The organism is Mesorhizobium sp. CA8 (assembly GCF_020164955.1).
In the GTDB taxonomy this organism is placed as follows: Bacteria; Pseudomonadota; Alphaproteobacteria; order Rhizobiales; family Rhizobiaceae; genus Mesorhizobium.
This window is the reverse complement of sequence record NZ_JAIUHG010000012.1, coordinates 1-19,348: the sequence shown is the minus strand read 5'-3', so window position 1 is coordinate 19,348 and position 19,348 is coordinate 1. Positions and strand designations below refer to the sequence as shown.

20 protein-coding genes are annotated in these 19,348 nt (G+C 62.7%); 5 read left to right on the top strand and 15 right to left on the bottom strand.

All coding sequences use genetic code 11. From position 1 onward, the window contains the following. Positions 1–42: 42 nt before the first annotated feature. Positions 43–420, bottom strand: a complete 378-nt coding sequence (locus LB553_RS14965; protein ID WP_224514364.1) for a flagellar export protein FliJ — start codon at positions 418–420, stop codon at positions 43–45. 448 nt (positions 421–868) lie between these two features. Between LB553_RS14965 and ctrA the strand changes: the two genes are divergently transcribed. After that, positions 869–1,564 carry a response regulator transcription factor CtrA gene (ctrA, locus tag LB553_RS14960; RefSeq protein ID WP_006203583.1) on the top strand — a complete coding sequence of 232 codons (696 nt, stop codon included), beginning with the start codon at positions 869–871 and terminating at the stop codon, positions 1,562–1,564. 68 nt (positions 1,565–1,632) lie between these two features. Here the strand turns inward: ctrA and LB553_RS14955 are convergent, their stop codons facing one another. Further along, on the bottom strand, positions 1,633–2,001 hold the full coding sequence (locus LB553_RS14955) for a response regulator (protein WP_224514362.1): 369 nt from the start codon (positions 1,999–2,001) through the stop codon (positions 1,633–1,635). 218 nt (positions 2,002–2,219) lie between these two features. Then, the gene (gene chpT / locus LB553_RS14950) at positions 2,220–2,849 is read right to left on the bottom strand and encodes a histidine phosphotransferase ChpT (RefSeq protein ID WP_224514361.1); all 630 of its coding nucleotides are present in this window, start codon (positions 2,847–2,849) and stop codon (positions 2,220–2,222) included. 380 nt (positions 2,850–3,229) lie between these two features. On the opposite strand from chpT, the gene LB553_RS14945 reads away from it, so the two are divergent. After that, the gene (locus tag LB553_RS14945) at positions 3,230–3,766 is read left to right on the top strand and encodes a DUF1134 domain-containing protein (protein ID WP_224514585.1); all 537 of its coding nucleotides are present in this window, start codon (positions 3,230–3,232) and stop codon (positions 3,764–3,766) included. A 134-nt stretch (positions 3,767–3,900) separates the two neighbouring features. Next, positions 3,901–5,043, top strand: a complete 1,143-nt coding sequence (locus LB553_RS14940) for a hypothetical protein (RefSeq protein WP_224514359.1) — start codon at positions 3,901–3,903, stop codon at positions 5,041–5,043. A gap of 207 nt (positions 5,044–5,250) precedes the next feature. On the opposite strand, the gene LB553_RS14935 is transcribed toward LB553_RS14940, so the two are convergent. The 6 genes from LB553_RS14935 to LB553_RS14910 form a co-directional block, all read right to left on the bottom strand. Further along, positions 5,251–6,048, bottom strand: a complete 798-nt coding sequence (locus tag LB553_RS14935; protein WP_224514357.1) for a TrmH family RNA methyltransferase — start codon at positions 6,046–6,048, stop codon at positions 5,251–5,253. A 51-nt stretch (positions 6,049–6,099) separates the two neighbouring features. Further along, a complete protein-coding gene (locus LB553_RS14930; RefSeq protein ID WP_224514355.1) occupies positions 6,100–6,438 on the bottom strand; it encodes an ArsR/SmtB family transcription factor in 339 nt (112 codons plus the stop codon). Positions 6,439–6,596: 158 nt separating this feature from the next. Beyond that, a complete protein-coding gene (locus LB553_RS14925; RefSeq protein ID WP_224514353.1) occupies positions 6,597–7,367 on the bottom strand; it encodes a HugZ family protein in 771 nt (256 codons plus the stop codon). A gap of 36 nt (positions 7,368–7,403) precedes the next feature. After that, complete coding sequence (locus tag LB553_RS14920; RefSeq protein ID WP_224514351.1) at positions 7,404–8,591, bottom strand: CaiB/BaiF CoA transferase family protein; 1,188 nt, start codon at positions 8,589–8,591, stop codon at positions 7,404–7,406. 5 nt (positions 8,592–8,596) lie between these two features. Next, on the bottom strand, positions 8,597–9,358 hold the full coding sequence (locus LB553_RS14915) for a 3-hydroxyacyl-CoA dehydrogenase (RefSeq protein ID WP_224514349.1): 762 nt from the start codon (positions 9,356–9,358) through the stop codon (positions 8,597–8,599). Positions 9,359–9,385: 27 nt separating this feature from the next. Continuing rightward, complete coding sequence (locus LB553_RS14910) at positions 9,386–9,991, bottom strand: GNAT family N-acetyltransferase (RefSeq protein ID WP_224514346.1); 606 nt, start codon at positions 9,989–9,991, stop codon at positions 9,386–9,388. 305 nt (positions 9,992–10,296) lie between these two features. Here LB553_RS14910 and LB553_RS14905 point away from each other — a divergent pair, with 305 nt between their 5' ends. Beyond that, a complete protein-coding gene (locus tag LB553_RS14905; RefSeq protein ID WP_224514343.1) occupies positions 10,297–11,283 on the top strand; it encodes a glutathione S-transferase family protein in 987 nt (328 codons plus the stop codon). Positions 11,284–11,289: 6 nt separating this feature from the next. On the opposite strand, the gene LB553_RS14900 is transcribed toward LB553_RS14905, so the two are convergent. Beyond that, positions 11,290–11,772, bottom strand: a complete 483-nt coding sequence (locus LB553_RS14900) for an ABZJ_00895 family protein (RefSeq protein WP_224514339.1) — start codon at positions 11,770–11,772, stop codon at positions 11,290–11,292. A 64-nt stretch (positions 11,773–11,836) separates the two neighbouring features. Then, positions 11,837–12,340, bottom strand: coding sequence for an NUDIX domain-containing protein (locus LB553_RS14895; protein ID WP_224514335.1), 504 nt, complete (start codon positions 12,338–12,340; stop codon positions 11,837–11,839). A 170-nt stretch (positions 12,341–12,510) separates the two neighbouring features. On the opposite strand from LB553_RS14895, the gene LB553_RS14890 reads away from it, so the two are divergent. After that, on the top strand, positions 12,511–13,446 hold the full coding sequence (locus tag LB553_RS14890; RefSeq protein ID WP_224514333.1) for a metallophosphoesterase family protein: 936 nt from the start codon (positions 12,511–12,513) through the stop codon (positions 13,444–13,446). On the opposite strand, the gene LB553_RS14885 is transcribed toward LB553_RS14890, so the two are convergent. The 4 genes from LB553_RS14885 to leuA form a co-directional block, all read right to left on the bottom strand. Beyond that, on the bottom strand, positions 13,436–14,053 hold the full coding sequence (locus LB553_RS14885; RefSeq protein WP_224514331.1) for a hypothetical protein: 618 nt from the start codon (positions 14,051–14,053) through the stop codon (positions 13,436–13,438). The genes LB553_RS14890 and LB553_RS14885 overlap by 11 nt on opposite strands. 157 nt (positions 14,054–14,210) lie before the next feature. Beyond that, positions 14,211–15,014 (bottom strand): alpha/beta fold hydrolase, encoded by an 804-nt coding sequence (locus LB553_RS14880; protein ID WP_224514583.1) that lies wholly within the window; start codon positions 15,012–15,014, stop codon positions 14,211–14,213. A 188-nt stretch (positions 15,015–15,202) separates the two neighbouring features. Next, positions 15,203–16,981 carry a tetratricopeptide repeat protein gene (locus LB553_RS14875; RefSeq protein WP_224514330.1) on the bottom strand — a complete coding sequence of 593 codons (1,779 nt, stop codon included), beginning with the start codon at positions 16,979–16,981 and terminating at the stop codon, positions 15,203–15,205. Between the two features lie 227 nt (positions 16,982–17,208). Further along, positions 17,209–18,885, bottom strand: a complete 1,677-nt coding sequence (gene leuA / locus LB553_RS14870) for a 2-isopropylmalate synthase (protein WP_412033343.1) — start codon at positions 18,883–18,885, stop codon at positions 17,209–17,211. Positions 18,886–19,348 lie beyond the last annotated feature (463 nt).

Below are 19,348 nucleotides of genomic sequence, written 5' to 3'. Positions count from 1 at the left end.
ATGCCGGGAGGTCTCCGGCAGGACTGAGAATATTCCCGGCGATCAGCCGATCATGGCGCTGCGGCCGCCTATTTCGGCCTCGCGGATCTTGGTGTCCCGCGATTCCAGCATCTCCGCCTTGGACAGCTCCGCTTCAGCTTCGCCGAGTAATGATTCGGCGGTGCTTCGCTGCTGGGCGAGGTCGCTTTGTGAGTTCCTGAGGTTGTCGCGGCGCAGGCGAGCCGCCTTGGCGAAGGTCGGATAGGCGAAATGGTTGATGTCGGTGATGCCGGCTTTTTTCTCTTCGGCGATGATCTGCGCTTCCAGCTCGACGGCCATGCGCTCGAACTCGGCGATCATCATGTCCAGCTGCAAGAGCTGCCGCCGCTTCTCATTCACCTGAAACTGCTTCAGTCGAACGAGGTTTTCACGTGACTTCATGACTCGATACTCCGCAAACGCACACCTGCATACCGCCCAGTACGCCCGGAACGATCCAAGCGCCGCCCGTTTCCCCCGGCTTTCCCTGGGCTATGGGAAACAAAGCCCTAAAGATTTTTGCCGGCGGTAACCATTCGTTTACGGGCATTGTTAATCATACGGGCGAGGACTTAAGGCCGGGTAAAAATTCCGGCTGCGGCGGGAAGCCCTGGCCAGCGAGTCTCTGGAGTCACTTAGGCTGGCTTATTAATGTAGTGCATTAGCGGTTTTGGTCTGTGATTCGTTATTAGATTCAAGTGGGTGTAGAAAGGGGTTAAAAAATCTGATATCGTGAACGACACGAAATTAGGATTTGTTAACCATTCAGTGTCACCTTCTGTTCAGGCAATCACTGCTCCGGGTCCCGGACGGGTCGTGAGATGGTCCGGCAGCAGAAAAGGGGAATGAAATGCGTGTTCTGCTGATTGAAGATGACAGTGCAACCGCACAGAGCATCGAATTGATGCTGAAATCGGAGAGCTTCAACGTCTATACGACCGATCTCGGCGAAGAGGGGGTCGATCTCGGCAAGCTCTACGACTACGACATCATCCTTCTGGACCTCAATCTGCCCGACATGTCGGGCTATGAAGTCCTGCGCACGCTGCGCCTCTCCAAGGTCAAGACGCCGATCCTGATCCTTTCCGGCATGGCCGGCATCGAGGACAAGGTGCGCGGCCTCGGCTTCGGCGCCGACGACTATATGACCAAGCCCTTCCACAAGGACGAACTGGTGGCGCGCATCCATGCGATCGTGCGCCGTTCCAAGGGCCATGCCCAGTCGGTCATCACCACCGGCGACCTGGTGGTCAATCTCGACGCCAAGACGGTCGAGGTCGGCGGCCAGCGCGTGCACCTGACCGGCAAGGAATATCAGATGCTGGAGCTGCTTTCGCTGCGCAAGGGCACCACGCTCACCAAGGAAATGTTCCTCAACCATCTCTACGGCGGAATGGACGAGCCGGAGCTGAAGATCATCGACGTCTTCATCTGCAAGCTGCGCAAGAAGCTCGACGCGGCGTCCGGCGGCCAGAACTACATCGAGACGGTGTGGGGCCGCGGCTATGTGCTGCGCGAGCCGGAAGATATCCGCGTCAGCGCGTAGGCGATCCAAGTGATTCGAACGAAAACCCGGCTCCGGCCGGGTTTTTTGTTCGAATCGGTTGCCGCGAATCAGGCGGCGATCTTGAGGAAACGGAAGCTTTCGAGCAGTTGCGCGCGGTTGAAGGGCTTCAGCAGATAGCCTTGAGCGCCGGCCCGCTTGGCGCGCATGATCGCCGCGACGTCGACCTCGACAAGCGAGACCAGGATCTGCGGCTTGACGGGAGTTTCGATGGCGCGGATGCGGCGAATGAGATCGACCGCCTGGATATCGGCAAGCCCACCGTCGATGACAATCACGTCCGGCATGTCGCCGGCGCAGATTTCGGCAGCCTCGACCCCGGTCGACGCCTCGATGACAATCAGATCCGAGCCGCCAAGAATGCGTTTTGCGACCTTCCTGATGACGCTCGAATTATCGACGAACAGGCAGCGCTTCATGTCTGGGTCCTCTTCGCCATCTGCAGAACCGGCAACCTCCGGGTAACCGGAAAGCACCATAGCCCAATCCGGTAAAGAAGCCGAAAAGCCGTTAGGTAAAGTTTTTCCAAACAGGCACATCGCGCGGCTCGTGGCGCCGTTACATGGATTGCGGCTGGCATTGCTCGACCTGCACTGCCAGCACAAAACATCAGCGGTAAAGGATATTTCGGCTTTTCTTATGCAGCCGTCAGCACGATCTCGTCGGCTGTCGCGTGGATCGAGATCGTCATATTGGCCTCACGCGCCAGAAGCAGCGTGTAGTAAGGCTGGACCGAATGGGCGTCGATCGGCTCCTCCGGCTTGTGGCCGGAATGCAGTTCGAGGAACTTCGGCGGCACGCGCAGCATCGGGCCGCGGGCCGACAGCGAAAAACGCGGCTCGGTTTCGAGACTCTCCAGCGTGATCACTAGCTTGCCGCCGCGCGGTATGGCCGCGTTGGCGACGAGAATGAGGTTGAGCAGCAGCTTGACCTTGTTCTTGGGCAGGAGTGCCCGGGGGCCGTTCCAAACCAGTTCCGGCTTTTCGTTCTTCAAGAAGGCAATGGCCACGGCCTCGGCATCGCCGGTGTCGATCATCATGCCGGCGGAGCCCGCGGCGCCGAAGGCGATGCGGGCAAACTGCAGCCGGGCCGAGGCGTTCTTGGCGCTCTGGCGAATGAGCTTCATGGCGTCTTCGTCGGCGCCGCCCTCGTCGAGCAGTTCGAGGCCGTTGTTGATTGCGCCCACCGGCGAAATGATGTCGTGGCAGACGCGGCTGCAAAGCAGCGCCGCGAGATCAGGCGCGGAAAGGGTGAAAAGCTCGGCCATCGGCGAAATCCCTGCTTAAGTCACTTGTTCATGGCCGAGCGACAGTTTCGCGCCTGCCAACACGAATCACGCTCTTTCCAACGCTTTCTGAATACACAGGGCCCGCGCGCGCATCAACAAATCCAAAATTGTCGACGGCGAAAATGGTGTGTTCGCGGGGGAAACCCGCCGCCGAGACGCAAGTGCAGCCTTCGAACCGCCATCTTCGTGTGGGAGCTTAATGGTTGAAAAAGGATTACGGCATAATTTGCACGGGATAGCCACCCTGAACGGCCGGCAAGAGCCGCAGGGGTGCGAGGCGTCGGCGAAAGTGCTCCCTGACGGAGATTGGAAGCATGTTTTCCCGATACTACGACCGGACGTTCGTCCGTGTCCTCACCATGACCATCACACTCCTGGCGGCTCTGGTCCTTTCGACCTCAGCGTCGCGGGCTCAGCAGTACACCGCTCAGGAAATCGTCGATTCCGGTCATAAATTCTTCGGCGAGACGTCCGGCGGCCTGGCCACCGTCGTCGAGAAGATCTTTGCCTCCTATGGCCTGCCCAATGGCTACCTGCTCGGCGAGGAAGGATCTGGCGCCCTGATCGGCGGCCTGACCTATGGCGAGGGGACGCTCTACACCAAGAACGCCGGCGACCATAAGGTGTTCTGGCAAGGTCCTTCGCTCGGCTGGGATTTCGGCGGCGAGGGCTCCCGGGTGATGATGCTGGTCTACAACCTCGACGACATCAGCAGCCTCTATAACCGCTTCGGCGGCGTTGCCGGCTCCGCCTATGTCATCGCCGGCGTCGGCTTCAACGTGCTGCAGAGCAACCGGGTGCTGCTCGTGCCGATCCGCACCGGCGTCGGTGCCCGTCTCGGGGTCAATCTCGGCTATCTGAAGCTCACCGAAAGGCCGACCTGGAACCCGTTCTGATCGGATTGCGCTCGCGACAACCGCTCGGGCTGTGCTGATCGCGCCGCGGCAAGCTCTTGCCGCCGCGTTGAATTTCCGCCATGCCAAGGCGGCACAATCCTGCGATTGCCGCTCCTTAAAGTGGATAGCACGCCTTGGTCCAGTCGGTCCTGTTCTTCGTACTCGGCTTCCTTTGCGCCGTTTTTCTCGTGACGCTAGTCGCGCCGGCGGTCTGGCGACGGGCCGTTGTCCTGACGCGCAGGCGCATCGAGGCTTCGTTACCGCTGACACAAGCCGAGATCCAGGCGGACAAGGACCGGGTCCGTGCGGAATATGCCATGACTACGCGCCGGCTGGAGATTACCGTCAAGAATCTGCAGGAGAAGGTAGCCGAACAACTCGTCGAGATCGGTCGCGGGCGCGAGGCCTTGAAGGGGCTCGCGGTTGAAAAGAAGGATAAGAACCAGGCGCTCTCCGATCTGCAGGCCAAAAATGCGGAGCTCAGGCAGCGCGAGGAGGATCTGCACCGCCTGTCGGAAAAGCTCGCACAGACGGAGCGGGCTTTGGAGAAGCGCACGCTGGACCTGCAAAAGCTCGAGCAGATGTATGACGACGCCAGCTTCTCGTCCTCCAACCGCCAGATCGAGCTGGTCGCGCGCGAATCCGAGCTGGAAAAGCTCGCCAGCGATATCGCGTTGCTCAAAGGCCAGCGCAAGGAGGCGGACCGGCGCAACCAGGAAATCGCATCCGAAAGCAAGGCCGCGCGCGAAGCGTTGAAAGTCGAGAAGAAGAAAACGGCCGAGCTCGAGAAGAAGGTGGAGCGGCTGCTCGCCACGCTTGCCGACCGCGAGGAAAAGCTCGACCGGCGCGAGAAGGAACTCGCTCGAATGCGCGAACGTTCGAAGGAGACCGCTGTGCCAAACGGCGTCGCGCGACTGGCTGCCGGCTCGGATGTGAAAAGTGACGATGTCGACAAGGCAATCGCCAAGCTCGACGGCGACCGGGAACGGCTGGAGGCAAGGCTGACGGCGCTGGCGCGTGAGAATAAGCGGCTGAAAATCGATCTTGCCGCTTCGGGGACGGCAATGCCCGAATCGGCGGGCGACGCACGCTCCGGCGCCGGTCTTCGCGAACAGATGAACGAACTGGCGGCCGAGGTCGTCAATCTGACGATGAAGCTCGATGGGCCGGACTCGCCCATCGCCAAGGCACTGGCGGGCGAGGGGCAGCAAACTGGGCGCGGCCTCAGCCTTGCCGACCGCGTGAGGGCTTTGCAGAAAGCCGGCTCGTCCAACTGAGGTGTGTTGATATTCAGGTGAGGCCGGCCTGCAAATGCCGGCTTCCTGCGCTTCCGGCCTGCGCTGGCCGAAGCCCTCACAAGTGTCTTTGCCCTATGAAGGCTACGGCCGGCGTAGGCCGGTTCTCGCAAACCGCCATTTTCGACTCGGCCTGACCGAATCTCGACACCTCAAAGCGTTGCAGCTGTGCGGTCCAGGTCGGGACCGCTAGCGGTTTGAAAAATGATGCAGGGCGATCGCCGACGCGGCCGCGACGTTCAGGCTTTCGAAGCCTTCCGCCATGTTGATCCGTACCGTGCGCAACCGGGCAAGCAGGTCTTGGGACAGGCCTTCGCCTTCGGCGCCGAGATAGAGCGCCAGCCTGGCCGAATTTTGCGCAGTCCGGATGTCTGTGGTGCCGCCCGGCGATAGCGCGAACTGGCTGAAGCCAAGCCGATCGAGCGTCGCGGTGAGGGCTGCGGTATCGCCGAAGAAGGCGAAGGGAACCTTCAGCGCCGCGCCGACCGAAACACGGATTGCCTTGCGGTAGAGCGGATCGCAGCAGGTCCGGTCGAGCAGCACCGCGTCCGCGCCGAAGGCCGCGGCGTTGCGGAAGATCGCCCCCATATTGTCGTGATTGGATATGCTGACCAGGACGACGGCCAACGCCCGCCGAGGCAAGGTTTCCACCAGAATTTCGGCGGGTGCCGGCGCGCCCCGTATGCCGACCGCCAGGATGCCGCGGTGCATGTGGAAGCCGGCGATCCGGTCCATGACCTCACCGGCGGCGACATAGACCGGAAAATCCGGCGGCGCCTTACGCAAGATCCCCTGCACGCCAGCCAGTCTGTTTTCGAGGATGAGGGCAGACGCGGCGGCGAAGCGCCCCGTCGACAACAGGAGGTCGAGCACCACCTTGCCCTCGGCGACGAAGCGGCCGTGCCGGCCGACGAGGTCGCGCTCGCGAATGTCGAGATAAGCGGCGACGCGCGGGTCCTGGGGATCGTCGATAGGGATGAGGTTCATGCATGCCTCGCCGAGAGTTGTCGGCGAGGTATGAGCGACTGGAACCGCGGGTCAAGCCCCGGCGCGGCGCAACCGGTAGGCCATCTGGGAAAGATCGCCTTCGCCGAAAATGCCTTCCAGCATGCGCAGCAATTCGCGCACCGCTTCGGATTTGCAGGAATAATAGATCATCTGGCGGTCGCGCCGGGTCTCGACGAGATCGAGTCCCCTCAGCTTGGCGAGATGCTGCGACAGAGCCGACTGGCTGAGCTGCACCTTTTCGGCGATGGCGCCGACCGACATTTCGCCATCCATCAGATAGGCCACGATCAGGAGGCGCTTTTCGTTGCCCATGAGAGTGAGAAACGCGGCTGCCGATTCCGCATTGGCGATAAGCTTATTTGAGATCATAGATCCCCCAAGGGTCCTGGCTCATCCTGGCGCCAGGGGGCAATGGCGCCTGAATCCACAATGTTCAGATGTCGATGGGCGCTTCTGAATCAGCGCCGTAACAAAGGTAGATCATTTCGTTTAAATCTCAAGCGTTGCTTTCGCCGGCGCGCGATCAACTATCGCTCTTGCTCTGCTGCGCGTCCCGCCTTGGCCATCTCGACCAGCACGGAACGCAATTCGCGCGCGGTTTGCAAAGGCTGGGGAAAGAAGATCCGACAGGCCGCATCCGCGGTGGCGAGATCCATGCCGTCGGGGTCGAAGCCGGTGGCGATCCAGCCATCACCTTCGGCACGACCGAAATGGCGGGCATAAAGGGCAAGCGCGTCGCGATGATCGGCATTCATGTGATCGAGCGCCGCCTGCTCGCTGCCGGCGAACTCTTCGACAAGGGCGGGACCGGTCATGAAATCGTCGCGGTCAAGAAGAAAGGCCTTGCCGAAGCCGCCGTTCAGGCTGGCGCGCTCGGGCTCGAGCCGGAAGAATGAGAAGTCGCTTAGCCCGGCGTAGAGCTTCGCTTTCGGATTGCGGTTGAGGTAGCGCCGTTCGGCTCGGATCTGATCGGCCGATCCCCGTTCCAGCCGCAGGGCGCGGCACGCTAGGCTGATGCGCGGATGCGCCAGCGGATCGCCCTTGCCGGGCTCGCCAAGCAGCAGCGAACAGCGCGGATCGGCGAGCAACGCCCCGGTGTGCGCGGACAGCATCGAGATCAGGATCAGCGGCGCGCCATCGATGTCGGTAGCGACGCCAACCCGGCTCGCCAGCGGCGCGCCGGTGCCGGGCTCGATCGCCGCGAGCGCGCCGAAACGCGCCGAGCGGATCAGGGTTTTCGCCAGCCTGATCGCCTCGGCGTCGGTCTCGCGGACGACATCCTTCTTCGGTTCGGTCACAAGCTCACCCGAGATAAGTTGATTTCTGTTCTCCGGTTATCGGCCTATTACATCCGCCTTTGCAAGGGGTCCGACTTCCTCTTCGCTCAAGCCGAAACGGGTCAATATGCCCGCGGGCTGGCGATCGGCGGCGGCCGGCGCCGCGGCAAGAGTCTGCGGGTTTTGCGAGAAACGCGGCGCGGGCGCCGGACGCTGGAGACCACCCAACGTCACGAAGCTTTGCCTGGCGCGATTGTGCGGGTGGTTCCTGGCTTCGACCAGTGACAGCACGGGCGCCACGCAGGCATCGGTCGCGGCGAAAAGCCCGGCCCACTCGTCGCGCGTCCTTTCCATGACCCGGCCAGCAATGGCGGCGCGCATCGCGGGCCACGACGACCTGTCGTACTGGCTGCGGACAAAATGATTGTCGAGCGGCAGCAGCCTGGCGAATTCGGCGAAGAAGCGCGGTTCGAGGCCGCCGACGGCAATGTGCCTTGCGTCAGCCGTCTCATAAGTATCGTAGAACGGCGCACCGGAATCGAGCAGGTTCTCGCCGCGCCTGTCGCTCCAGAGACCCGCCGCCATGTAGGCGTGGATCGGCGCGGCGAGCATCGAGGCTCCCTCGATCATCGAGGCATCGATCACCTGGCCCTTGCCGGTCAGGGAACGCTGGAAAAGGGCGGCGAGCAGGCCTGCGACCAGCATCATGGCGCCGCCGCCTTGATCGGCGACGAGGTTGAGCGGCGGCACCGGCGGCGCGTCCTGCCTGCCGACCGCATGCAAGAGGCCCGCATAGGCGAGATAGTTGATGTCGTGCCCGGCTCGCCCGGACAGCGGCCCGTCCTGGCCGAAACCGGTCAGGCGGCCATAGATCAGCGCCGGATTGCGCAGCAGAACGACATCCGGCCCAAGCCCGAGCCGTTCCATCACGCCGGGGCGGAAGCCTTCGACGAGGATGTCGGCCTTTGCCGCAAGGCGCAGCAGCAGTTCCGCGCCCGCCGGACGCTTCAGGTCGAGCTTGAGTATGGAACGGCCGTAGCGGTCGAGATCGTATTCTTCCGGCAGGCTCAGAAGCGGCTGGCTGGCATCGGCGCGTTCGATGCGCAGCACCCCGGCGCCCATCTCGGAAAGCATCAGGGCGGCAAACGGCACCGGACCAAGCCCGGCCATCTCGATCACTTTCAGGCCGGCGAGCGGCCCGGTCTTTTCGGCAGAGGCACCGGCGCCTGTCGGCGAGCCAGCCATCCCGCTTATTTCGGCGCCATGCGGATGGCGCCGTCGAGGCGGATGGTCTCGCCGTTCAGCATTTGGTTCTCGACGATGTGGAGGGCAAGTGCCGCATATTCCGACGGCTCGCCGAGCCGGGGCGGGAAGGGGACGGAGGCGCCGAGCGAATCCTGCACTTCCTGCGGCATGCCGGCCATCATCGGCGTCTTGAAGAGGCCGGGCGCGATGGTGCAGACGCGGATGCCGGACCGCGCCAGGTCGCGCGCCACGGGCAGCGTCATGCCGACGACGCCGCCCTTGGACGCCGCGTAGGCCGCCTGGCCGATCTGGCCGTCATAGGCGGCGACGGATGCGGTGTTGACGATGACGCCGCGCTCGCCGCCGGCAAGCGGTTCGAGTTTCGCTGCCCGGTCGGCAACGAGGCGGATCATGTTGAAGGTGCCGATCAGGTTGATCTCGATCACCTTGCGATACTGGTCGAGCGAATGCGGTCCGTCCTTGCCGATCGTCTTCATGCCGATGGCGATGCCGGCGCAATTGACCAGGATGCGCGGCTGCCCAAGCTTTTCAGCCACTTCGGCGATCGCGGCCGTAGCGCTGTCGCCGCTGCCGACATCGCATTGGACGGCAACGCCGCCGATCTCGGCTGCAACTTTCGCCGCGCGCTCGATGCCCACGTCGAGGATGGCGACGCGGGCGCCCTTGGCCGCCAAGGCGCGCGCCGTTGCCTCGCCAAGGCCCGACCCGCCGCCGGTGACGATCGCGATCTGGCCGTTCGGGTTCATGCAGGCCTCCCAGGATTCGCGATTATGCTACGAAGCGCGCAAAGGAGGCGCAACCGCAATAGGCGGGTCGATCGACGGCTGCACACTCGCAGTCGAACGCGACATGGCCGGGGCGAATTCCGCAACCTTTGCCGTGTTGGCGTGACAGACATCGCCGGCAAAGCGGGCGACGGCGCCTGGCTTGATCTCGTGATACAGCAGCCGGTCGAGATCGACCGGGCGCGGCATGGTGATCTGTCCGCGCGGGAAGCGCTTGAAGCCAAGCGGTCCATAATATGGTTCGTCACCAACCAGAATGACGGCAGGCGCACCGGCCTTCCTGGCCGCCTCCAGCGCGATCGCGACCAGCTTGCGGCCGATGCCGAGATTCTTGAAGGCCGGGCGCACCGCAAGCGGGCCGAGCATCATGGCGCGACCTGCGCCTGCGGCCACGCGCGTCATGCGCACCGAAGCGATAACCTTATCGTCCTTGACGGCGACAAAGGACATCGAGCGGTCGTGCCCACCGGCCTCGCGGATCTTGTAGGCGGCAAGAACGAAACGGCCGGGGCCGAAGGCCTCGTCATTGATGGCTTCGATTTCGGCATCATGCGCCGGGGTTTCCGGCAGGTATTTCACGTCGGCAAGGCTCATGGTCTTTGCGTTCCGGTATGCGAGGAAGGTTTGCTGCAAGCGGCAGCGTTCGCCAGTCAGCGCTTCTTAAGCGCGGGCGCCCTTTCGTCGTCGGTCGAACCGGATCGAGGCAAAGTCGAACATGGGCGCCTCCGCTAGCACCAATTTTGTGTCGCTGCAATCGGTGCCTTTTGCCTTTCTTTGCTCCAGACGAGCCGGTTCGTCGCTTGACGAACTGGTTCGTCGTTTGACGAACTGTTCAGTGCCCGAAGGCTTCGCCAGTCCGGTTATCGGTCTAGATATGTGTGAGCACAGGGAGATTTTCGATGGGATTGCTGATCGAAGGCAAATGGCGGGATAGCGCGCCCAACACCGACAGCGGTGGGCGGTTCGTGCGGACGGAGTCGCAATGGCGCGACTGGATCACGCGCGACGGCAGGCCGGCAGAGGGGCGAAGGGGCGGCTTCAAGGCGGAACCCGGCCGCTATCATCTCTACGTGTCGCTCGCCTGTCCCTGGGCGCATCGCACGCTGATCTTCCGCGCTCTGAAGAAGCTGGAGGGCATCATCTCCATTTCCGTTGTGCACCATTTCATGGGCGAAAACGGCTGGACCTTCAAAGCCGAGGACGGCGCCACCGGGGACACGCTTTACGGCCTCGATTTCCTGCACCAGATCTATGCCAAGGCCGATCCGGCCTATTCAGGCCGCGTGACGGTGCCGATTCTGTGGGACAAGCAAGAAAAGACGATCGTCAACAACGAGTCCTCCGAGATCATCCGCATGCTCAATTCCGCCTTCGACGAATGGGGCGATGCGCGTCTCGACTTCTACCCGGCAGGGCGGCGCGCGGAGATCGACAAGATCAATGCGCTGGTTTATCCGGCGATCAACAACGGCGTCTATCGCGCCGGCTTCGCCACGACGCAGAAAGCCTATGAGGAAGCGTTCGGCGAATTGTTCGCGGCGCTCGATACGATCGAGGAGCGGCTTTCGAAGCAGCGCTATCTGGCTGGCGAGCACATCACCGAGGCGGACTGGCGGCTGTTCACGACGCTGGTGCGCTTCGATCCGGTCTATGTCGGCCACTTCAAGTGCAATCTGCGCCGCATCGCCGACTATCCGAACCTGTCGAACTACCTGCGCGATCTCTATCAGGTGCCCGGCGTCTCTGGCACAGTCAACCTGCATCACATCAAGGCGCATTATTACGGCAGCCACAGATCGATCAACCCGACGGGGATCGTTCCGGCAGGGCCGGAACTCGATTATGCCGCGCCGCATGACCGCAACAGGTTCAGGAAGGCGGCGTGACCCGATCTAACGGAAGGCCTCGGTATCGCTGCGGGCTCGCCTGGCAAGTTCGACTTTCAGCAGAGTTTTGCCAAATCGGCTTGAATACCAGGCGGCATTCAAGCCAAACGTCAACAGGAAAGCGAACAGAACACTTCCAACCCACACGGCCAAGGGAACGCCGCTCAGGTCGTGCCGTTTCGCTTCTCCTAAAATGGCTAGCCAACCCAGCGGCGCCGAAATCAAAAAGGCTGCCAGGGTTGAGAGCAGAACTATCGTCCAATATTCCCTGTGAATGAACAATCGGCCGTTTCTTCTTATGAACTTAGAGAGCGCGATGTTGGCCGATCCGAAGCTTATCGCAAATCCAGCGGCCTTGCCGATTACCTCTGAAAACGCTGGGACGGCGATCACCAATATACCAAGTGCGATCGTCAAGGCCACCATCGTTAAAGCATAGTATCCAACATAGGGCCAGACGCTTATGGAAGTGTCATCGCTGTTGCTCACTGCTTCCCCAATCCCCAAATTGACGGAAGTAGAGCATAAAGTTTTTTGCAACAAGAAAGCAAGCCTACCAAAATTCTGACACAGGCTGACTCTCAAAAATCTCCGCTATCCGCCGCAGCGTCGCCGGGGTCGCGTCTTCCGGCAACCGGTCGAGCGGGAAGAAACCCGCTTCGGCGATCTCGTGGTCCGGCAGTTTCGGCGCCGTCTGGCTGAAGGCTTCGATCAGATAGAGAGCGACATGGTCGCGCTTGCTGGGGCGGCGGTTGAAATGCATCGACTTCAACACTGGCGGAGCGGTCAAAGTGATGTTGCCTTCCTCGGCCAATTCGCGCGCCAGCGCTTCCTCAAGGGTCTCGCCGACCTCGACGCCGCCGCCGGGGAGCTGCCAGCCGGGAACATAGGTGTGGCGGATCAGGAAGACGGAGTTGGAGGCGCGGTCATAAACCAGCCCGCGCACGCCAAGCGTCATCGGGCGGCGCAGCAGGAAGTAAAAATGGAACAGCTTTGCTCGCAACCCCGGCCAGCCGGTCTGGCGGAATGCATCTTCCGGATCGGCTCGGCGATTCATCCGACAATCCCCAAGCAGATGTCCATGGGTTGCCCCACGGACATCTGCTTGGCTTTCCTTGTTTTTCGCAGGTTCTGGCCGCAAAACCGTGAGGCGCTTTTGCGGAACCTGCTTGGGCGAACAGCAAAGGGTGAGTGGAAAGCCTCGCCGGCGTCGCTTAAGAATGGGCCATGTTCAGGCTCGCGCATATTTCCGATGCTCATCTGGGACCGCTGCCCGATGTAACCTATCGCGATCTCGCGTCCAAGCGCGTGCTGGGCTATGTCAACTGGCAGCGCAACCGCCGCCGCCATATGCACGACGCGGTGATCGACACTATCGTCGCCGACATCAAGGCTGGCGCGCCGGACCATCTCGCCGTCACCGGCGACCTCGTCAACCTGGCGCTCGACGGCGAGATCGAGATGGCCAAGCACTGGCTGGAGACGCTTGGATCGCCGCATGATGTTTCCGTGGTCCCCGGCAATCACGACGCCTATGTGCCGGGCGCTTTCGACAAGGTCTGCCGGTCGTGGGCTCCGTGGATGACGGGTGACGGCGTCAACAGTCCGGTCGACCGCAATTCCTTTCCGTATCTGCGCGTGCGCGGCAATGTCGCGCTGATCGGCGTCACCACGGCGCGCGCCACCGCGCCCTTCATGGCCAATGGCTTCTTCATGGAAGGGCAGGCCGAGCGGCTCGGCAGGATTCTCGACGATGCGGCGAAACAAGGGCTGTTCCGCGCCATCATGATCCACCATCCGCCGGTGCGCGGCGCCGTCCAGCAACATAAGCGGCTGTTTGGCATCGCTCGTTTTCACAAGGTCATTCGTCGGCATGGCGCGGAGCTCGTCCTGCACGGGCATTCGCATCTGCCGTCCTTGTTCGCCATCGGCGCACGTGGCGCCAAAGTGCCAGTGGTCGGGGTTGCCGCCGCGGGCCAGGCGCCGGGCGGCAAGCATCCGGCCGCTCAGTACAATCTGTTCGAGATCGATGGCGAAAAGGGCGCTTGGCGCGTGCGCTTGACGCGGCGCGGCCTGACCGGGCCGGCACTGCCGCCTTCGGATCTGCAAACGACGGATCTCGATGTGCCGGGCGTGAAGGACCGCGAACTCGTCAGAAGCTGATCTTCATGTGCACGATGCGGTCCCAGAACATCGCCAGCGAAACCGCCAGGCCGACAAGCGCACCGGCGGCTATCAGGCCGAGGCCGGCGAAGAAGGTCGTCCAGCCATTGAGGCGGCTTTCGGATTGAATGGGCGTCTCCGCCTCCCGGACCACGGGACGATGCAGGCCGGGAACGGCACTCTCCACGCCGCCCTCCATCATGTGCTGCCGCTCGACGACCCGTTCGGCCACGTAGCGCGTCACCGCATCGGCGACGGCTTTCATCTCGGTCGTCTCGGCCAGCACCACACGGCCGACGCGCGTATCCTTGAGGAAGCGGTAGGTGCGGCGGTCGCGCCCCATGGCGACGTGACTCACCGCATCGATCCATAGCCGGGGCTGCAGGCCGGACGAGACGGCGAAGTCGAAGCTGTCCATGTCGGCCGGGACATCGGCAAAGACCGGTGCAAGCTCGGTTGCCAGCAGATCAAGCCGCATGCGATGCGCCTCGCGCATGTCGACGACCACGTCATCGCGGTCGGCGAAGGCGTTCTTGACATCGCGTATGGCGTCCGAGAGCTTTCGCGACGGCTCCATCGGGTTGATTTTGTCGCCTGCATCCTTCATGGCGGCTGTCTCGCTGTTGGTTAACAGCGAATTAACACAGTCGCCGGAAAAATGCACTGCCGACGATGAGCGGCGCGGCCGCCCCAGTCCGCATAAAGCGCGTCAAGGATGCTTCGAGGTCGGTCGGGAGAGCCGATCCCGGCAGGGTACTCAGCAATCAACTCGCCGCGGCGCCCAGCGGCGGGCGCAACCGTCTGCCGCGCCGTCGCGTGTTGCGACGCACGATTTCGGCAACGAGGTCCGGAGCTTCCTCGATCAGCATATGACCTGCGTCAAGGACATGGTGCAGATGGAAATGCGACGGCAGCGCCTCGGCCTGCTCGGCCGGCAGCACCGGATCCTCCGCTCCCAAGACGACCATCACCGGCATGTCGAGCATATCCAACTGCGCGCGGGGGACGACCCCTTGCCGGTCATCCCTTGTCATCGACGCCGCCATATCGATCAGGGTCTGCAACTGGCCCGGCCGTTTGCGCATCCGGAACAGTGCATCCACCACATGGTCGGGCGGCACGCTGCGCGGGCCCGACATGGCGGCAAGGCTGGCGCGGACTTCTCTCCTGCCGGCCGCGGCGGCATAGCGGCGCAGCAAGTCTGCATTGATTTCCGGGCCGAAGCCGCCGGGCGCCAACAGAGTGAGCGAGGCAACCCTTTCGGGGTCGGCAAGCGCCATCAATGTCGCGATCGCGCCGCCCATGGAGTGACCAACGAGATGGACTTTGCCCAACTGGCGCCCGGCCAGATCGGCGAGGATGGCTTGCGCTGCCGGCTTGGCGCCGCCCATGCCTTCGCACTCCAGGGACTCCCCATGGCCCGGCAGATCATAGGCCAGGACCCTCGCCTCCGCCGCCAGCGAGGTCGCGACATCACGCCAGATCTCACCACAGGCTCCGAAGCCGTGCAGAAGCACGATCGTCCTCGGACCAGCGCCACGTTCGACGGCATAAGGGAATGGAAGCATGAAAAATGGAGCGGTAAACAAGACAGGAGCTACTTCAACTTGTGGCTGAATTGCTCCCGAACCAGACCTATGGCCAGTAAAATTTTCGCGACCGCAGCATCCCGTCAGCGCCCGACGCGCAAGCATGAATTAATATTTGGCGGATCACAGCATCATAATTCCGGTCCAAATACCCACGAAGAGCTGGATTAGCTCGGGTTGCCGATCCCGGCGGCGCGCAAAGACTGGACCAGCCGGTCGGTGAGATCGGCGGGGTATTTGCGGTCGACGAATGTTGCGCGCGGGTTGGCGACAAAGTTCGGGAATTCGGCGGTGAGTTCGTTGGCAAGCTCGCGCGCCAGCTTCTCGCGCCCGGAAATCCTCGCGCCGATCAGGCGCGCGGCCAGATAATGCGACTTGGACGACGTCGTGCGCAGTGACTCGCTGGCGATCGCGGCCTTCTTCATATCACCCTGCATGAAGGCTCCGATGAACAGGCCATAATCCCACCATGTCGGATGGCCGCTGAAGGCCTCGACCGCATGGCCCAGGATCGGCGTTCCCTCATCATATTTGCCGGCGAAGATCAGCCCGTAGCCATAGGCGGCGGCCATGCCGAGATCATACGGGTTGAGTTCGTAAGCCTTGCGCATCAAGCGGATCGCTTCGTCCGTGTTGCCGAGGCGCGAGTTGAGGTAGCCGAAAGCGCGATGCGCGTGCGGGCTCATCGGCCCCATCTGGACGGCGCGATGGGCAAGCGACATGGCCTTTTCGAGCGTCGCTTGCGGTGGATAGGCGTAGTGCGCGGTGACGGCTTCCACATGAAGGGCGGCCAGCTCCGCGTAGACAAGCGACGATTTGGTGCCTTCGCTGACCAGCTTCTCCAGGCAGCGATACGCAATTTCGTGCGTCTGGGCGCTCATGTCGAGATAATAGCGGTCGTCGAGCACCAGACACCCGATCTGGCTCGTCCGGATGTCGCTCTGGTCGATGTAGCTGTAGATCGCGCCCGAAGCGGGAACTGTCGAGGTGAGAAGGCTGGCAATGTTGCTTTCAACCGCGCCAGGGGCGCTTTCGGCCGATGTCAGGTTGCGCGACAGGAGAACCCGCCCGGTCGCGACGCTCTGCAATTCCACCGTGACGTCGCCGGCAGCGGGCCCGGGAACAATTTCGAAAACGAAACTGATCGGATCGGCGGACCGATCGCGCGTCGAATCCGCATCGCGCCCAATAAAATCGATGGTGTCGAAACCAGCAAGCCCGGCGCGCAGCGACGACGCGACGCGAGCCGCTTCCGCTCCATCGGCTTTCACCGCAATGTAGATCAGCGGCAGGGAGTCGAATGTCGGCTGGGCAGCGATGCTCGCCGTGCCCGCCGTTTCGACCGTGTCGCCGCCCTCAAGGAAGGCATTGCTTTGACGCACGATAAGCACGCCGAGCATGACAATGACGAGGACCATGGCAGCCCAGAAGAAGCGCAGTTGGCGGGTGAGCGACTGCGCAGGTGCCGGCGCCATCAGCGCTACAGGTTCGCTCGGCGCAGAGGTGTCCAGGTGCCCGGTCGCGGCCGGAGCGGCTTCGGCCAAAGCGTCGGGCCGCTGCGCGGTGTTGCCGGAGGCGGACCTGGCGTCGCCAGGCATCCGGATCGCGTTCAGCTCATAGGAAGGGACATAGCCGCCGCGCGGGATCGCGATGCGCACTGGCTCGGCAACGCCTTCATTGGCGAAATACTGCTCCAGAAGTTCGCGCAGACGTCCGGCCTGGACCCTGACCACGGCATCGGTGGAGGCATCGAAATCGCCGTCCTTGCCGAAGACGTCCATGGCGATGGAAACGCCTTTCAGCCTGTCGGCCTCGCCGGCCTGCTCACGTTCGACCAGATAGCGTAACAGCCTGCGGGCACGCTCGGATCGTCCGAACGTTTCGCTGGCAAGCAGTCGCTCCAATGTCTCGCGCACTGCGGGGGCGGCAGGCGGGGCATGCTCCAAGTGTCGAACCTTTCGAAGTCGGCACAGGTTAGGGCGCGATAATATAGCGCTCGCGCCGGCGCACAAGGATGCTTCTATTATGCGATCGCGTAAGCCACCGGAAATTCCTCCGGCGGTTAACGAATGGCAGGTTCGCGTCCGCTTCTGCAGCGTGACGCAAGCTGGAATGCGCCACGCTGCAGACAGGTCCATCCGGTCAGCCTGTCGCCGAACCGGGTCGTTTCACATCAGCTGCCCCGGCGGCCGACGATACGGTTGGCCGCCGAAACAACGGCCTCCAGCGAGGCGGCGACGATGTTGGTGTTGATGCCGGCGCCGAACAGCTTGCCGCCCGGATACTCCATTTCGACATAGGAGATCGCCGAGGCATTGGAGCCGCGCTGCAGGGAATGCTCGGAATAGTCCAGTACCGACATGTCGATACCGACATGGCGCGAGAGCGCATCGACAAAGCCGTCGATCGGGCCGGTGCCCGAGCCGGTGATGGTGACTTCCTTGCCGTTGTCGAGGATCTCCGCCTCCACGATGCGCCGGCCCTTCACCTCGGTATCGGGGAAAGTGCGATGGTCGAGGAATTTCAGCCGCGCGCCGGGCTGGTCGACATAGGTTTCAAGGAAGCGTTCGTGGATGCGCTTGGCAGGCACTTCCTTGCCTTCCGCATCGGTGATCGCCTGGATCGCCTGGCTGAACTCGATTTGCAGATTGCGCGGCAAATTGAGGCCGTAATCCGCCTGCAGCACATAGGCGATGCCGCCCTTGCCCGATTGCGAATTGATGCGGATGATCGCTTCGTAGGTGCGGCCGACATCGGCAGGATCGATCGGCAGATAAGGCACTTCCCAGATGGGGGTATTGGCCTTCTTCAGGGCTTTCATGCCCTTGTTGATGGCATCCTGATGCGAGCCGGAGAAGGCCGTGTAGACCAGTTCGCCGACATAGGGATGGCGTTCCGAGATCTTCAGCTGGTTCGAATATTCGTAGACGTCCTTCATCCGGTTGATGTCGGAGCAGTCGAGTTCCGGATCGACGCCTTGGGTGAACATGTTGAGCGCCAGCGTGACAATATCGACATTGCCGGTGCGCTCGCCATTGCCGAACAGCGTGCCTTCGACGCGGTCGGCGCCGGCCATCAGGCCGAGCTCGGTGGTGGCGATGCCGGTGCCGCGATCGTTGTGCGGATGCAGCGAGACGATCAGGTTCTCTCTGGCGTCGAGATTGCGGCACATCCACTCGATGCGGTCGGCATAGACGTTGGGCGTCGACATTTCGACCGTCGACGGCAGATTGATGATCAGCTTGTTGTCGGCCGTCGGCTTCACGATCTCGGTGACCGCGTTGCAGATCTCCAGCGCGACTTCGAGCTCGGTGCCGGTGAAGCTCTCCGGCGAATACTCGAAGCGGTAGCCGCCGCCGGCCTTGGCGGCCATGTCGGTGATCATCTTGGCGGCGTCGGTGGCGATGCGCTTGATCCCGGCGACGTCCTTCTCGAACACGACGCGGCGCTGCAGTTCGCTGGTGGAATTATAGAAATGCACGATCGGGCGGTGCGCGCCCTTGAGCGCCTCGAAGGTCCGCGTGATCAGCTCGGGCCGGCACTGCACCAGCACCTGGAGCGACACGTCGGCGGGCACGCCGCCTTCCTCGATGCACCAGCGGGCAAAATCGAAATCCGTCTGCGAGGCCGAGGGGAAGCCGATCTCGATTTCCTTGAAGCCCATGTCGAGGAGCAGCGCGAACATGCGCGCCTTGCGCTCATGGCCCATCGGGTCGATCAGCGCCTGGTTGCCGTCGCGCAGGTCGACCGAGCACCAGATCGGCGCCTTGTCGATGATCTTGTTCGGCCAGGTGCGGTCGGTCAGGCCGACCGTCGGGTAGGATTGGTATTTACGTGCTGCATCCGGCATGTGGCCGGCCGCGCGCTTCCGGCTTTCAGCCTCGCCGGCGCGGATTTCTTCTCGTGCGTTCATCGTCGTTTCTCCCGGCGGCCCGCATGCCCGCTTCAGGCGGATGGGTGGCGAGCGTCGCCTTTACCAAAAATTCGTTCGCTTGATGTGACTTTGCCAAAGTCTGGCCAAGGAGCATGCGCCTTAGGCGGCGGTATCGACCGCCGGGCGCTCCTTCAGCGAACCCGGCGATCGCCGATAAGGCCGAGAAGAAGCAGGGTCGAGGCGAGCGCGCGCGCGGTCTCGCCGGCAAAGCCGGTGCGAGAGGAGGCGACGGAGCGGACGCGCGTGGTCATGGCGGCTCTCTTACAGGAGCTGCCCGCCGGAGGCAAGCGGGACGCGACGGCGTGTCGTAAGCGCATGAGTTGTCCGGGTTAGGTAGCACATGAGTTGTCCGGTTTTATCGCCAGCGAATGGAGGCTGG

Excerpts from the sequence above, each read along its gene's own strand:
- LB553_RS14965 (WP_224514364.1), bottom strand. The coding sequence starts at position 420 with ATGAAGTCACGTGAAAACCTCGTTCGACTGAAGCAGTTTCAGGTGAAT.
- LB553_RS14920 (WP_224514351.1), bottom strand. The coding sequence starts at position 8,591 with ATGGCTGGCTCGCCGACAGGCGCCGGTGCCTCTGCCGAAAAGACCGGG.
- LB553_RS14910 (WP_224514346.1), bottom strand. The coding sequence starts at position 9,991 with ATGAGCCTTGCCGACGTGAAATACCTGCCGGAAACCCCGGCGCATGAT.
- LB553_RS14895 (WP_224514335.1), bottom strand. The coding sequence starts at position 12,340 with ATGAATCGCCGAGCCGATCCGGAAGATGCATTCCGCCAGACCGGCTGG.
- LB553_RS14935 (WP_224514357.1), bottom strand. The coding sequence starts at position 6,048 with ATGAACCTCATCCCTATCGACGATCCCCAGGACCCGCGCGTCGCCGCT.
- LB553_RS14890 (WP_224514333.1), top strand. The coding sequence starts at position 12,511 with ATGTTCAGGCTCGCGCATATTTCCGATGCTCATCTGGGACCGCTGCCC.
- LB553_RS14945 (WP_224514585.1), top strand. The coding sequence starts at position 3,230 with ATGACCATCACACTCCTGGCGGCTCTGGTCCTTTCGACCTCAGCGTCG.
- LB553_RS14905 (WP_224514343.1), top strand. The coding sequence starts at position 10,297 with ATGGGATTGCTGATCGAAGGCAAATGGCGGGATAGCGCGCCCAACACC.
- LB553_RS14885 (WP_224514331.1), bottom strand. The coding sequence starts at position 14,053 with ATGAAGGATGCAGGCGACAAAATCAACCCGATGGAGCCGTCGCGAAAG.
- chpT (WP_224514361.1), bottom strand. The coding sequence starts at position 2,849 with ATGGCCGAGCTTTTCACCCTTTCCGCGCCTGATCTCGCGGCGCTGCTT.
- LB553_RS14930 (WP_224514355.1), bottom strand. The coding sequence starts at position 6,438 with ATGATCTCAAATAAGCTTATCGCCAATGCGGAATCGGCAGCCGCGTTT.
- LB553_RS14955 (WP_224514362.1), bottom strand. The coding sequence starts at position 2,001 with ATGAAGCGCTGCCTGTTCGTCGATAATTCGAGCGTCATCAGGAAGGTC.
- LB553_RS14880 (WP_224514583.1), bottom strand. The coding sequence starts at position 15,014 with ATGCTTCCATTCCCTTATGCCGTCGAACGTGGCGCTGGTCCGAGGACG.
- leuA (WP_412033343.1), bottom strand. The coding sequence starts at position 18,885 with ATGCCGGATGCAGCACGTAAATACCAATCCTACCCGACGGTCGGCCTG.
- LB553_RS14915 (WP_224514349.1), bottom strand. The coding sequence starts at position 9,358 with ATGAACCCGAACGGCCAGATCGCGATCGTCACCGGCGGCGGGTCGGGC.
- ctrA (WP_006203583.1), top strand. The coding sequence starts at position 869 with ATGCGTGTTCTGCTGATTGAAGATGACAGTGCAACCGCACAGAGCATC.